Origin of the sequence: Streptomyces sp. NPDC051041, from assembly GCF_044456065.1 — a bacterium.
Taxonomy (GTDB): Bacteria; Actinomycetota; Actinomycetes; order Streptomycetales; family Streptomycetaceae; genus Streptomyces; species Streptomyces glaucus.
In genome coordinates, this window is record NZ_JBITFM010000002.1 from 206315 (window position 1) to 219078 (window position 12764).

Here is a 12764-nt window from a genome sequence, read left to right on the forward strand (position 1 = left end):
CGAGAAGAACCGAGGAGTAACCGATGGCAGGGAAGAGGAAGTCGCGGCCCGTCGTCTCGGGCCTGGTGGTGCTGGCGCTGGTCGGGACCTCCGGCTACCTCACCATGGAACTGCGCGCCCAGGAGGCGCCCGGTGTCACGGAGGTGCGCAACGTCGGCGTCCTGAACGGCAACCGCGGCTCCGGCGGCGGGTCCGACGACAAGGGCGAGGTGAGCTGGTCCCGGCTGGAGAACCCCGCCCGCTCGGTGCTGCGCGGGGCCGACGGCCAGATCAAGGCCGTGTTCACCGACGGGGCCCGCACCGCGACCCTGACCGGGCCGGCCCGCACCTTCGAGGAGCCGGCCTCCACCTCCTCCAAGGTCTCCACCACCGACTGGGTGCGGCTCCTGCCCGAGCCCTGGAAAAAGGGGGCGGAGAAGGAGAAGTGGTTCACGGACTGGTACGCCGAGCACAAGGACAGCAAGGAGGACGACCTGTTCGCCTTCGCCTTCCAGTACGTGGCGGGCGCCCCCGACAAGAAGGACGAGCAGGGCGTCGTCTACGCCGGCGACGCCAACTTCGGGCCGCTGAACACCACCGGCGCCGAGGGCGGCGACCTGCGCCTGGAGCAGTCCGACTTCTACGACTACCTCGGCCTCGCGTACCCCTTCCGGGACGGCACCGTGGGGACGCCGGAGAGCATGCGCGCCAAGTCCCTGGACTGCTCGGGCTTCATCCGCATGGTGCTCGGCTACCGCGCGCGCTACCCGCTGATGTCCTCGGACGCCTCCGGCGACGGCCTGCCGCGCACCGCCAACGGCATGGCCCGCTCGAAGGAGGGCGTCGACGTCCTGCCGCTGACCGGCGTCTCGGCGGACGACCGGCCGTCCGCCATCGACCAGCTCCAGCCGGGCGACCTGGTCTTCTTCAAGCTCGACACGCGCACCAAGGAGCGGCTGGACCACGTGGGCATGGTCCTCGGCTACGACACCGAGGGCCACCTGATCTTCGTCTCCAGCCGGGAGGAGGTCAACGGCCCGACCATCGGCGACGTGGGCGGCGTCTCCCGGCTGGACGGCAACGGCTACTACGCGAAGACGCTGCGCAGCGCCAAGCGGCTGTGACCCCCGGGCGCGGCGGCCCCGCGGCGGGCTATCCGTGCGCCGCCGCCGACGCCTGGGCCTCGCCCCGGCGGCGGATCTGCCGGAACGTGAACTCGGCCAGGTCGTCGCCGGTGGCGAACACCGCCGTGTCCTTGGTGGTCACGTCCTTGCCGCTGGTGAAGCCGGCGAGCGTGAAGTAGGCGTAGCGGCCGTAGGAGTTGGTCGTCGAGCGGCAGACGGCGCCGTTGCAGAAGTCCCGCACGCCGCCGCCGGACAGGGCCTTGACGATGCTCTTGGCGTCGGCCTGGCCCTTGGCCCGGGCCGCCCGGGCCTCGGTGTCGAAGACGGCCACGCCGACCGTCACCGCGACGCCGTCCCTGGTGTAGGTGACGCGCATCAGACGGGTGCAGCCGTTGTCGGCGAGGACCTTCGGCAGGGTGTTGCGGGCCGCCGACGCGCAGTTCTCCGTGTCGGCCGTCGGGCCCTTCTTGTACACGGTCTCGCCCATGGTGAGCTGCGTGCCCGGGAAGAGGACGTCCGGGGCGAGGGGGGCCGTGTCCTTCTTCGCGCTGGCGACGAAGTCCTTCGGGTCCAGCGGCGGCGGGGCGCTCGTCGGGGCGAACGACGGCGCCTTGTCCGTCGCGCTCGGGATGTCGGCGGCCGAGGGCAGCCGGGAGGCCGCGTCCGACGCCCCGCCGGAGTCGCTCGCGGACACCACGGCCACGGCGACGGCGGCTCCTACGGCCACGGTGGCCAGCGCGCCGCCGCCGATGAACAGCAGTCGGCGCCGCTTGTTGCGGGCCTCCGACGCCTCAGCGAGCGCGGCCCAGTCCGGGCTCTGGCTGTCGTCGCTGTTCCAGGGCTGCTGAGAGTGCGGTTTCCAGGGATCCCACTGGGATGAAGGTCCCCCCTGCCCAAAGCTCATGGGGCGCATCTTAGACGGGGCGGGCGGCGCGCTGGTCCGCTCCTGCGGGCCCCGGGACGCCTAGCGTTCCTCCAGTGGAAAAGGTCAAAAGCGACATCTTCGGGTGGTTGGTGCGGCCGGCCGGCCGGCACCTGTGGGCGGCGCTCGCCGCGGTGCTGGCCGCTTCGGCCGCGCGTACGGTGCGCCGGACCGCGCACGGCGGCATGGACAACGCGATCGTCGTCCGGGCCGCGCGGACCTGGCTGGCCGGGGGCGCCCCGTACGACGACCCGCACTTCCTGTATCTGCCGAGCGCGGTGCTGGCCGCGGCCCCGCAGGCGCTGCTGCCGCCGGAGGCGCTGCGGCTGCTGGTGCCGCCGGCCGTGACCGGCGGCCTCGCGCTGGGCTGGGCGCTGGCGCTGCGCGTGCACGGCGTGCCGCCGGGCAGCCGCTTCGCCGCCCTCGGCCTGATCGGCCTGGCGGCGGGCTGCGCGCCGTTCGGGCATCTGGTGATGCTCGGCAACTGGACGGTGACGGCGGTGGTGGCGCTGCCGCTGTGCCTGCTGCTGGCGGTCCGGGGCCGGTGGACGGCGGCCGGCCTGGTCGTCGGCGCCGCCGTGGCGCTCAAGCCGCTGCTCGCCCCGCTGGCGCTGCTGTTCCTGTTCGCGCGCCGCTGGCGGGCGCTGGGGGCGATGCTGCTGGTGCCGGTCCTCGCCTCGGCCGGGGCGGCGCTGCTGCTGCCGGACCCGGCGGGCTTCTTCACCCGCACCCTGCCGTTCCTGCTGAACGGCGACGACGACTTCGTACGGCTCTACGAGATCTCCCCGGCGGCGGTGCTGCCGCGGCTGGGGGTGCCGGGGGCGCTGTCCGGGGCGGTCGCGCTGCTCGCGGCGGCGGGCGGCGTGCTGTGCGCGTACCGGCGCTGGCGCCGGGCCGACGCCGGCCCGCTGCGGCTGGTGGAGACGGCGGTCTGCCTGATGCTGTCGGCGTTCCTCGTCTCGCGCCCGTCGTACAACCACTATCTGCTGGTGGTGCTGCCGCTGCTGCTCGCCGGACTGCCGCACCGGGGCTCGGCGGCCCGGCGGCCCTGGTTCTGGCTCGCCCTGGTGCCGCAGCTGCCGGGGCTGACCTGGCCCTATCTGGAGTCGGGGCGGCGCCGGGCCTTCAAGGACGCCGTCACGCTGTGCGTCCTCGCGGGGACGGTCGCCCGGCACTGCGCGCGCCGCCGGCCGGTCCGCGGGGCCGGTGTCCGCGGCGCCGCGCCGGAGGGCGGGGCCGCCACGGCGCGGGTGGGCGGCGATCCCTCGTTTTGACCCCCACCGGGGACCCCGGTATTCTGCTTTTTCGTTGTGTATTGGCTTGCTCATTCTCACGGGACGGGCCCTTACACCGGTCCACCGGGCCGATGACCAGCGACCAGCACGCGGTTTGCGTCACCGCTGTGCGGTCTAGGCTGTCGTGATCGTTTCGGTGACCTTGTCTAGGACCATTCACTCGAAGCGAAGGCTACGAACCGTGCGTACGTACAGCCCCAAGCCCGGCGATGTGACGCGCCAGTGGCACGTCATCGACGCTCAGGACGTCGTCCTGGGCCGTCTCGCCAGCACTGCCGCCACCCTTCTGCGGGGCAAGCACAAGCCGATCTACGCGCCGCACGTCGACGCTGGTGACTTCGTCATCATCATCAACGCCGACAAGGTGCACCTGTCCGGCAACAAGCGGACCCAGAAGCTGGCGTACCGGCACTCCGGCTACCCGGGCGGTCTGCGCTCCGTCCGCTACGACGACCTGCTCGACAAGAACCCCGAGAAGGCCATCGAGAAGGCCGTCAAGGGCATGCTGCCCAAGAACTCCCTGGGCCGTCAGATGCTCTCGAAGCTGAAGGTCTACAAGGGTGACCAGCACCCGCACGGCGCGCAGCAGCCGCAGCCGTACGAGATCACCCAGGTCGCGCAGTAAGTCCGGCCACCCCCTAAGACTGAAGAGAATCTGAGGAGAATCGTGGCCGAGACCACTGCCGAGCAGCCGCTCGAAGAGCTTGACATCGACAGCTACACCACCGAGTCCGAGGTGCCCGTCGAGGGCGAGTACACCTCGGAGTCCCTCGCCTCCCGCTTCGGCGAGCCCCAGCCGGCCGCCGGCCTGGGCCGCCGCAAGGAGGCCATCGCCCGGGTCCGGATCGTTCCGGGCACCGGCAAGTGGAAGATCAACGGTCGCACCCTCGAGGACTACTTCCCGAACAAGGTGCACCAGCAGGAAGTGAACGAGCCCTTCAAGGTGCTCGAGCTCGAGGGCCGTTACGACGTCATCGCCCGCATCTCCGGCGGCGGTGTCTCCGGTCAGGCCGGTGCGCTCCGTCTCGGTGTCGCCCGTGCGCTGAACGAGGCCGACGTCGACAACAACCGCGGCCCGCTGAAGAAGGCCGGCTTCCTGCGCCGCGACGCCCGCGCGGTCGAGCGGAAGAAGGCCGGTCTGAAGAAGGCCCGCAAGGCCCCGCAGTACAGCAAGCGCTAAGCGCAGCTGCCTGCTCGTACTCCGAACGCCCCGGCGGCACGCCACTGTGCCGTCGGGGCGTTCGTTTTCTCATCGGCGTGGGCGTATAACGACACAAGGCGCTCAAAGGCTGGTGTGCTTGTGTGATCTGACGCCGGGCGTCGCGTGTCATCGCGCGTCCGGGACGCGGAAGCAGCGTGCGCGGGCCGCACCGGCACCGCTTCCGCAACTGACGCTTCCTCAGGAGGACAAGTGGGACGACTCTTCGGCACGGACGGCGTGCGCGGTGTCGCCAACGCGGACCTGACGGCCGAGATGGCCCTCGGCCTCTCCGTCGCCGCGGCGCACGTGCTGGCCGAGGCGGGCACGTTCGAAGGACACCGGCCGACCGCGGTGGTCGGGCGTGACCCGCGAGCGTCCGGGGAGTTCCTGGAGGCCGCCGTCGTCGCGGGCCTGGCCAGCGCCGGCGTGGACGTGCTGCGGGTCGGCGTGCTGCCGACGCCCGCGGTGGCGTACCTGACCGGCGCGCTCGGCGCCGACCTCGGCGTGATGCTCTCCGCGAGCCACAACGCCATGCCCGACAACGGCATCAAGTTCTTCGCCCGCGGCGGCCACAAGCTCGCCGACGAGCTGGAGGACCGCATCGAGGCCGTCTACGACGAGCACCGCCGCGGCGAGCCGTGGGAGCGGCCCACGGGCGCGGGCGTGGGCCGGGTGCGGGAGTACGAGGAGGGGGCCGAGCGGTACGTCGCGCACCTGCTGGGCGTCCTCCCGAACCGGCTCGACGGGCTGAGGATCGTCCTCGACGAGGCGCACGGCGCGGCCTCCGCGGTCTCGCCGGAGGCGTTCACGCGGGCCGGGGCCGAGGTCGTCACCATCGGCGCCGAGCCGGACGGGCTCAACATCAACGACGGCTGCGGCTCCACGCACCTGGAGAAGCTGAAGGCGGCGGTCGTCGAGCACGGCGCCGACCTCGGCATCGCGCACGACGGCGACGCCGACCGCTGCCTGGCGGTGGACCACACCGGCGAGGAGGTGGACGGCGACCAGATCCTGGCCGTGCTCGCGCTGGCGCTGCGGGAGCGCTCCGAGCTGCGCTCCGACACCGTGGTGGCGACCGTCATGTCCAACCTGGGCTTCAAGCTCGCCATGGAGCGCGCGGGCATCCGGCTCGTCCAGACGGCGGTCGGCGACCGCTACGTCCTGGAGGAGATGAAGGAGAACGGCTACGCGCTCGGCGGCGAGCAGTCCGGGCACGTGATCGTCCTCGATCACGCGACGACCGGGGACGGCACGCTGACCGGGCTGCTGCTGGCCGCCCGGGTCGCCGGCAGCGGCCGTCCGCTGCGGGAGCTGGCGTCCGTGATGGAGCGGCTGCCGCAGGTGCTGGTCAACGTGCCGGACGTGGACAAGTCGCGGGTCGGCACGAGCGGGGAGCTGGCCGCCGCCGTCGCCGAGGCCGAGCGGGAGCTGGGCTCCACCGGGCGGGTGCTGCTGCGGCCGTCGGGGACGGAGCCGCTGGTGAGGGTGATGGTGGAGGCCGCGGACCTGGAGCAGGCCCGGTCGGTGGCCGGCCGGCTGGCCGACGCGGTGAAGTCGGCGCTCGGCTAGGACCTCGCCATACGGTCGTGCTGCCTGGCCCAGAACCACTTCTGGGCCAGCAGCGTCAGGGTGCCGGCCAGGACGATGCCGAGCAGGTTCAGCAGGAGCTGCTCCGTCGACCCCCAGGTCTGCCCGGTGTCGCCGTAGCCGAGGGCGACGGCCGCGTTGGCGGCGGCGGGGACCGTGGTCACGGAGATGGCGACGCCGACCAGGGCGCCGGACTTGGCCGAGGTCAGGGACAGGGTGCCGGCGGTGCCGGCCAGGACCGCCACCACGAAGGAGAACCAGTCCGGGGCGTAGATGAAGCCGGTGTTGGGCCGGTCGGCCTTCAGCTGCTCCTCGCTGAACAGGTCGACCGCGTCCATGAAGAGGCTGAAACCGACCGTCACCGCCATCGCCGCCGCGAAGCCCGCCAGCAGCGCGGCCAGCGAGCGCAGCGCCAGCCGGGGCGCCCGCTGCACGATCGCCGTGCAGATGCCGGCCAGCGGGCCGAACTCCGGGCCCACCGCCATCGCGCCGACGATCAGGATCGCGTTGTCCAGGACCACGCCGCAGGCCGCGATCATCGTGGCGAGCGTGATGAAGGCGACGTAGGTGACGGAGAGGGTCGACTCCTCGTGCGTCGCCTCCTCCAGCTGCTCCCACAGCACCGCGTCCGCGCTCTCGCCCGGCGCCTCCCGCTCGGCCTCCTCGGCCCGGTCGGACAGCGACAGGTCGATGCCCTCGACGGCGATGGACCCGCACTTGTCCAGGTCCAGCTCCCGCAGTTCGCCGATGAGTTCGTCGCCCGCCTCGCGGGCCACGTCGCACAGCACGACGTCCCCGGCGGGGCTGCGGGCGGCGCCCGGCAGCACGACGAGGTGCGCGGTGCCGACCGTGCCCTCGATCAGGCGGACCACGGCGCCGGTCTTCTCGGGCGGCGCGATCAGGCGCAGATGCAGCATGGCGGCAGCGTAGCGGTCACAGTTTGCGCAGGCTCAGGCGCTGCACCGTGTGGTCCGGGCCCTTGCGCAGGATCAGGGTGGCGCGGCCGCGGGTGGGGGCGATGTTCTCCACCAGGTTGGGCTTGTTGATCGTGCGCCACGTCGTGCGGGCGTAGTCGAGGGCCTCCTCCTCGGAGACCTGGGTGTACTTGCGGAAGTACGAGGACGGGTCCTGGAAGGCGGTCTCGCGCAGCTTGCGGAAACGGTTCAGGTACCAGCGCTCGATGTCCTCGGGGCGGGCGTCGACGTACACGCTGAAGTCGAAGTAGTCGGCGAGGCCGACCCGGGTGCGGCCGTCCTTGCCGGGCAGGGCGGGCTGCAGGACGTTGAGCCCCTCGACGATCAGGATGTCCGGGCGGCGCACGACGAGCTTCTCGCCGGGGACGATGTCGTAGATCAGGTGGGAGTAGACCGGGGCCGTCACCTCCTCCTTGCCGGCCTTGATGTCGGCGACGAAGCGGGTGAGCGCCCGGCGGTCGTAGGACTCGGGGAAACCTTTCCGCGACATCAGGCCGCGGGCCTGGAGCTCCCGGGTGGGCAGCAGGAAGCCGTCCGTCGTCACCAGCTCCACGCGCGGGTGCTCGGGCCAGCGGGAGAGCAGGGCCTGCAGGAGGCGGGCGACGGTGGACTTGCCGACCGCGACCGATCCCGCGACGCCTATCACGAAGGGCGTGCCCGCCTGGGACCCCTGCTCGCCGAGGAAGGTGTTCAGCGCGCCCCTGAGCCGGTCGGTGGCCTCGACGTAGAGGTTGAGCAGCCGGGACAGCGGCAGGTAGATGTCCCGCACCTCGTCGAGGTCGATGACGTCGCCGAGGCCGCGCAGCTTCTCCACCTCCTCCGCCGTCAGCGGCAGCGGCGTCTTGTCGCGCAGCGCGCTCCACTCGGCACGGGTGAGATCGACGTAGGGAGTCGCCTCCGGCCGCTGCCGGTGGGCGCTCCGGGGCATCGGGGAGACCGGAGAGATCACAGTCCATTGTTACGGGCGTGCGAACGGATCGGCGGGTGGGGTGCGTCACGCGACCGGTTTCCGGCCGTACGGGCGGCGTCCGGCGGGACGGCTTCGTACCCCGGTGGGAATTTCCGATTTCGGGCACGCGACGAGGGGTTCGGACGGGGATCGGACCGTAGGCTGCCGCCCATGTGCGGAATCGTGGGATACGTGGGGTCGCAGTCGGCCCTGGAAGTGGTGACGGCCGGACTGAAGCGGCTGGAGTACCGGGGCTACGACTCGGCGGGCGTCGCCGTGCTCGCGGACGGCGGACTGGCGACGGCGAAGAAGGCCGGGAAGCTGGAGAACCTGGAGAAGGAGCTCGCCGAGCGCCCGCTGCCGACGGGCACGACGGCCATCGGGCACACCCGGTGGGCCACGCACGGCGGCCCGACCGACGCCAACGCCCACCCGCACATCGACAACGCGGGCCGGGTGGCGGTGGTGCACAACGGCATCATCGAGAACTTCGCCCTGCTGCGCGCCGAGCTGGCCGAGCGCGGCCACGAGCTGGCCTCCGAGACCGACACCGAGGTCGTGGCGCACCTGCTCGCCGAGGAGTTCTCCTCCTGCGCCGACCTGGCGGAGGCGATGCGGCTGGTGTGCCGGCGGCTGGAGGGCGCGTTCACGCTGGTCGCGGTGCACGCGGACGAACCCGACGTGGTGGTGGGCGCCCGGCGGAACTCGCCGCTGGTGGTGGGCGTCGGCGCGGGGGAGGCCTTCCTCGCCTCGGACGTCGCCGCGTTCATCGCGCACACCCGGTCGGCGATCGAGCTGGGCCAGGACCAGGTGGTGGAGCTGCGCCGGGACGCGGTGACGGTGACCGGCTTCGACGGCAGCCCGGCGGACGTCCGCTCCTACCGCGTCGACTGGGACGCCTCGGCCGCCGAGAAGGGCGGCTACGACTACTTCATGCTCAAGGAGATCGCCGAGCAGCCCAAGGCGGTCGCCGACACGCTGCTGGGCCGCATCGACGCGTCCGGCTCGCTGACGCTGGACGAGGTGCGGATCCCGCCGGGCGTGCTGCGCGAGGTCGACAAGGTCGTCATCGTGGCGTGCGGCACGGCCTTCCACGCCGGGCTGATCGCCAAGTACGCCATCGAGCACTGGACGCGGATCCCGTGCGAGGTGGAGCTGGCCAGCGAGTTCCGCTACCGGGACCCGATCCTGGACCCGCGGACCCTGGTCATCGCCATCTCCCAGTCCGGCGAGACCATGGACACGCTGATGGCGCTGCGGCACGCCCGCGAGCAGGGCTCCCGGGTGCTGGCGATCTGCAACACCAACGGCTCGACGATCCCGCGCGAGTCGGACGCCGTGCTCTACACGCACGCCGGCCCGGAGGTGGCGGTCGCCTCGACGAAGGCGTTCCTGACCCAGCTGGTCGCGTGCTACCTGGTGGCCCTCTACCTGGGCCAGGTGCGCGGCACCAAGTGGGGCGACGAGATCCGCGCCGTCATCCGGGACCTGTCGCGGATCTCCGGCGCGGTGGAACGGGTCCTGGAGACCATGGAGCCGGTCCGGGAGCTGGCGCGCACGCTCGCCGACAAGAACACCGTGCTGTTCCTCGGGCGGCACGTCGGCTACCCGGTGGCCCTGGAGGGCGCGCTGAAGCTGAAGGAACTCGCCTACATGCACGCCGAGGGCTTCGCGGCGGGCGAGCTGAAGCACGGGCCGATCGCGCTGATCGAACAGGACCTGCCGGTGGTGGTCGTGGTGCCGTCCCCGCGCGGGCGGTCCGTCCTGCACGACAAGATCGTCTCCAACATCCAGGAGATCCGGGCCCGGGGCGCGCGGACCATCGTCATCGCGGAGGAGGGCGACGAGGCGGTCGTGCCGTACGCCGACCACCTGATCCGCATCCCGGCGACGCCGACGCTGCTCCAGCCGCTGGTGGCGACGGTGCCGTTGCAGGTGTTCGCGTGCGAGCTGGCGACCGCGCGGGGGAACGAGGTGGATCAGCCCCGGAACCTGGCGAAGTCGGTGACGGTGGAGTAGGGGGCCGCCTTCAGGGCTTCGACGAAGGAGGTGAAGGCTCCGGCCGGGAAGGTGAGGGTGGCCCTGGCCGGGGCCTTCGAGTCGCGGAGGGAGACGTGGGTGGTGGTGTGGGCTATCTCCACACAGTCGTTCCCGTCTCCTTCTCCGGAGTAGGAAGACTTCCGCCAGGGGCCGTAGGTGGTCATGGATGCCTCAGAGTTCTTTCGTCAGCTTGTGGATGAAGTCACGTGACTGTTCGGGCCCGAGCGCTACGGCCTCCACTTTACGGAAGCGCGTTCGGTAGGCGCCGAGTTGAGCTTCGGAATCGATGAAGACCGAGCCATGCGGCGCATCACGCACCACCGTGTCGAGCTTGGGCAGCGGGCCACCCACGTACGCCATGGTGCTCGAGGCTCTGGCGAAGCCGTCCAGGTCGAAAGGAATGACACGGACGGTGAGGTGATCCGCCTCGGAGAGATGAAGGATGCGGGTGAGCTGAGCCTGTGAGGTGGCACGGTCGCCGACCCTGATCCGAAGCGCCGCTTCGTGGATCAACACGTTGTACGGAACGGGGGAGGGGCCCTCGATGACCGCACGGCGCGCCACCCGGTGCCGGATGCGCAATTCGATCTCCTCCGCTGTCAGTTCAGGGATCCTGGACGAGAAGACGGCGCGTGCGTAGTCCTCCGTCTGCAACAGGCCCGGTACGAACAGGATGGCTACCTCGTGCCGGAAAGAACTGTGGTGATCCAGTTCGGACAGATCGAGGAACGACGTGGGCAGCAGGCCCCGGTACTCCTCCCACCAGCCGCGTGTCCGGTCGGTGGCCATGGCGACCAGAGCGTCGATGAACTGGTCGTCCGTGCAGGCGTAATGGGAGGCGAGGCGGCGGAGCCGCTGTTCGCTGACGCCTGCGATTCCGGACTCGATCTGGCTGATGACCGGTGCGGTCACCCCGAGGAGGGCCGCCGCCTGCCGGGCGGTGAGGCCCGCAGCTTCGCGGAGCCTGCGCAGTTCGACCGCCAGTCGAAGCTGACGGGCCGTCGGCTCGTTCCTCAAAGCCATCGGCTGTTTCTCCCAACCCGCCCGCGAACGCGACTCGTTCGGGCGTAACACTACGCGATCCGCTTGCAGGGTTTAAACAATTAGCCCTACTGTCGGTGACACGCCGCGCACTCTGCGGAAGCGCACCGCCCCGCCCTGCCGCGGCGGCCGCGGCACTGCCACCGCCCGGACGCGTAGCGCCCCCTGCCAACTCCCTCGTCTCGACAGGAGTCACGCATGCCCGGAACCCAGTCCAACGAGCCCGACGAGTCCTGGGAGTACTCCCTCTCCCTCCCCGGCGACCCGCGTGCCGTCACCGTCAGCCGCCGGACCCTCCGGCTGATCCTCACCGTGCACGGGCTGATCCGCCTCGTCGACGTGGCGGAGCTGCTCGCGGCGGAGCTGGTCTCCAACGCCGTGCGCCACACCAAAGGGCCGGCTGACCTGCGGGTGCGCTGGTCGGCGGGGGTGCTGCGGATCGGGGCGTGGGACGCGGACCCGCAGCCGCCCGGGCCGCCGCACTCCTTCGAGCAGGCCCTCGACCTGGAGGGGGGAAGGGGGCTCGCGCTGGTCCGGGCCTGCTTCGACCTGTGGGGGTGGCAGCCGCTGACGAGGGACGGCAGCCGGGGCAAGTACGTGTGGTGCGAGCTGGCCGCGGTCGCGTGAACGTTTTGCCGATCCCCGAAAGGGTGAACGTATCCCGATCACCCGGACAGCCCATCCCTTGAGCCGCCTAGGTTGCGCACATGGTCACATCCGCCCATGAGGGCATGCATCGCATCTTTCAGGAGAGGCCCGAAATCCTCACGCCCGTTTTCGACGTGCTGGACGTCGAGTTGCCCGAGAAGGCGGCGGTGGACGCGATCGTCTCCGACGTGACGGAGACCAGGCCGATGGCGCGTCACGTCGACACGGTGCTGCGGGTCACCTCCGCCGACGGCGACGCCTTCCTGCTCGCCGTGGAGGCGCAGGAGCGGCGGGATCCGAGGAAGGAGTCGAGCTGGCCGTACTACATCGCGTACCTCAACTCGAAGTACGGCCTGCCCGTGCTGCTGCTCGTGGCCTGCCGGGACCGGGCCACCGCCGCGTGGGCCGCCGGCCCGTTCGACTGCGGAGCCCGCGGCTGGACCGCCCAGCGGACGTATCCCCTGGTCGTGAGCCCGGACAACATCCCGCCGATCACCGACGTGAGAACGGCCATGGAGAAGCCCGCCATGGCGGCGTTCTCCGTCCTGACACATGCCAACAGTCCTGACATCGACGCCATACTGGACGTGCTGGCCCGAGCCCTCGCGAGGCTGGACTCCGAGATCTCGGACTACATCTACCAGTTCCTTGACGCCACCCTGGGGGACTCCCCCGCCGGAGAAAAATGGAGGAACATCATGACCTTCGTCAACTACTTCCCTGGCCGGGGCACGGTCATGGAGCGGGCCTACCTCGAGGGCAAGGCCGAAGGGAAGGCCGAAGGGAAGGCCGAAGGGAAGGCCGAAGGGAAGATCGAAGGAGTTCTGCGCGTGCTGGAGGGGCGCCGTCTTCCGGTCTCCGACGAGGTGCGCGAGCGCATCACCGCCTGCACCGACCTCGACCGCCTCGACGACTGGCTCGAACGGGCCGGCACCGTGGAGAGCGCGGAGGGCCTGTTCGACGCGGACCCGGAGGCTCCCCCGAACGCTCCCGGACAGGACTGA

13 protein-coding genes are annotated in these 12764 nt (G+C 71.2%); 8 read left to right on the forward strand and 5 right to left on the reverse strand.

All coding sequences use genetic code 11. The features are described 5' to 3' along the window. Positions 1 to 23: 23 nt before the first annotated feature. Complete coding sequence (locus ACIBAI_RS04250; protein ID WP_399030872.1) at positions 24 to 1103, forward strand: C40 family peptidase; 1080 nt, start codon at positions 24 to 26, stop codon at positions 1101 to 1103. A 28-nt stretch (positions 1104 to 1131) separates the two neighbouring features. On the opposite strand, the gene ACIBAI_RS04255 is transcribed toward ACIBAI_RS04250, so the two are convergent. Further along, positions 1132 to 2007, reverse strand: coding sequence for a hypothetical protein (locus tag ACIBAI_RS04255; RefSeq protein WP_399030873.1), 876 nt, complete (start codon positions 2005 to 2007; stop codon positions 1132 to 1134). A 74-nt stretch (positions 2008 to 2081) separates the two neighbouring features. Between ACIBAI_RS04255 and ACIBAI_RS04260 the strand changes: the two genes are divergently transcribed. From ACIBAI_RS04260 to glmM, 4 genes are all read left to right on the forward strand, one after another. Next, the gene (locus ACIBAI_RS04260; RefSeq protein ID WP_399030874.1) at positions 2082 to 3299 is read left to right on the forward strand and encodes a glycosyltransferase family 87 protein; all 1218 of its coding nucleotides are present in this window, start codon (positions 2082 to 2084) and stop codon (positions 3297 to 3299) included. A 202-nt stretch (positions 3300 to 3501) separates the two neighbouring features. Continuing rightward, complete coding sequence (gene rplM / locus ACIBAI_RS04265) at positions 3502 to 3945, forward strand: 50S ribosomal protein L13 (protein WP_344599524.1); 444 nt, start codon at positions 3502 to 3504, stop codon at positions 3943 to 3945. A 42-nt stretch (positions 3946 to 3987) separates the two neighbouring features. After that, on the forward strand, positions 3988 to 4500 hold the full coding sequence (gene rpsI, locus ACIBAI_RS04270) for a 30S ribosomal protein S9 (RefSeq protein WP_344599523.1): 513 nt from the start codon (positions 3988 to 3990) through the stop codon (positions 4498 to 4500). A 231-nt stretch (positions 4501 to 4731) separates the two neighbouring features. Beyond that, positions 4732 to 6090 (forward strand): phosphoglucosamine mutase, encoded by a 1359-nt coding sequence (glmM, locus tag ACIBAI_RS04275; protein ID WP_399030875.1) that lies wholly within the window; start codon positions 4732 to 4734, stop codon positions 6088 to 6090. Here the strand turns inward: glmM and ACIBAI_RS04280 are convergent. Continuing rightward, on the reverse strand, positions 6087 to 7025 hold the full coding sequence (locus tag ACIBAI_RS04280; protein ID WP_399030876.1) for a DUF389 domain-containing protein: 939 nt from the start codon (positions 7023 to 7025) through the stop codon (positions 6087 to 6089). The genes glmM and ACIBAI_RS04280 overlap by 4 nt on opposite strands. Before the next feature lie 16 nt (positions 7026 to 7041). After that, the gene (gene coaA / locus ACIBAI_RS04285) at positions 7042 to 8010 is read right to left on the reverse strand and encodes a type I pantothenate kinase (protein ID WP_399031363.1); all 969 of its coding nucleotides are present in this window, start codon (positions 8008 to 8010) and stop codon (positions 7042 to 7044) included. A 192-nt stretch (positions 8011 to 8202) separates the two neighbouring features. Between coaA and glmS the strand changes: the two genes are divergently transcribed. Then, a complete protein-coding gene (gene glmS / locus ACIBAI_RS04290) occupies positions 8203 to 10050 on the forward strand; it encodes a glutamine--fructose-6-phosphate transaminase (isomerizing) (RefSeq protein ID WP_399030877.1) in 1848 nt (615 codons plus the stop codon). On the opposite strand, the gene ACIBAI_RS04295 is transcribed toward glmS, so the two are convergent. Beyond that, positions 10011 to 10235 (reverse strand): DUF397 domain-containing protein, encoded by a 225-nt coding sequence (locus ACIBAI_RS04295; RefSeq protein ID WP_399030878.1) that lies wholly within the window; start codon positions 10233 to 10235, stop codon positions 10011 to 10013. The two genes, glmS and ACIBAI_RS04295, sit on opposite strands and share 40 nt — an antisense overlap. A gap of 7 nt (positions 10236 to 10242) precedes the next feature. Then, positions 10243 to 11094, reverse strand: a complete 852-nt coding sequence (locus tag ACIBAI_RS04300; RefSeq protein ID WP_399030879.1) for a helix-turn-helix transcriptional regulator — start codon at positions 11092 to 11094, stop codon at positions 10243 to 10245. A gap of 216 nt (positions 11095 to 11310) precedes the next feature. Here ACIBAI_RS04300 and ACIBAI_RS04305 point away from each other — a divergent pair, with 216 nt between their 5' ends. Together ACIBAI_RS04305 and ACIBAI_RS04310 are read left to right on the forward strand one after the other, a co-directional pair. Then, entirely contained in the window at positions 11311 to 11739 is a 429-nt protein-coding gene (locus ACIBAI_RS04305; RefSeq protein ID WP_399030880.1) for an ATP-binding protein, read from the forward strand. A gap of 104 nt (positions 11740 to 11843) precedes the next feature. Further along, positions 11844 to 12764 carry a hypothetical protein gene (locus ACIBAI_RS04310; RefSeq protein WP_399030881.1) on the forward strand — a complete coding sequence of 307 codons (921 nt, stop codon included), beginning with the start codon at positions 11844 to 11846 and terminating at the stop codon, positions 12762 to 12764.

Coding starts and splice junctions, on each gene's coding strand:
- ACIBAI_RS04250 (WP_399030872.1), top strand. CDS start 24: ATGGCAGGGAAGAGGAAGTCGCGGCCCGTCGTCTCGGGCCTGGTGGTG.
- ACIBAI_RS04255 (WP_399030873.1), bottom strand. CDS start 2,007: ATGAGCTTTGGGCAGGGGGGACCTTCATCCCAGTGGGATCCCTGGAAA.
- ACIBAI_RS04280 (WP_399030876.1), bottom strand. CDS start 7,025: ATGCTGCATCTGCGCCTGATCGCGCCGCCCGAGAAGACCGGCGCCGTG.
- coaA (WP_399031363.1), bottom strand. CDS start 8,010: ATGCCCCGGAGCGCCCACCGGCAGCGGCCGGAGGCGACTCCCTACGTC.
- glmS (WP_399030877.1), top strand. CDS start 8,203: ATGTGCGGAATCGTGGGATACGTGGGGTCGCAGTCGGCCCTGGAAGTG.
- ACIBAI_RS04295 (WP_399030878.1), bottom strand. CDS start 10,235: ATGACCACCTACGGCCCCTGGCGGAAGTCTTCCTACTCCGGAGAAGGA.
- ACIBAI_RS04300 (WP_399030879.1), bottom strand. CDS start 11,094: ATGGCTTTGAGGAACGAGCCGACGGCCCGTCAGCTTCGACTGGCGGTC.
- ACIBAI_RS04305 (WP_399030880.1), top strand. CDS start 11,311: ATGCCCGGAACCCAGTCCAACGAGCCCGACGAGTCCTGGGAGTACTCC.
- ACIBAI_RS04310 (WP_399030881.1), top strand. CDS start 11,844: ATGCATCGCATCTTTCAGGAGAGGCCCGAAATCCTCACGCCCGTTTTC.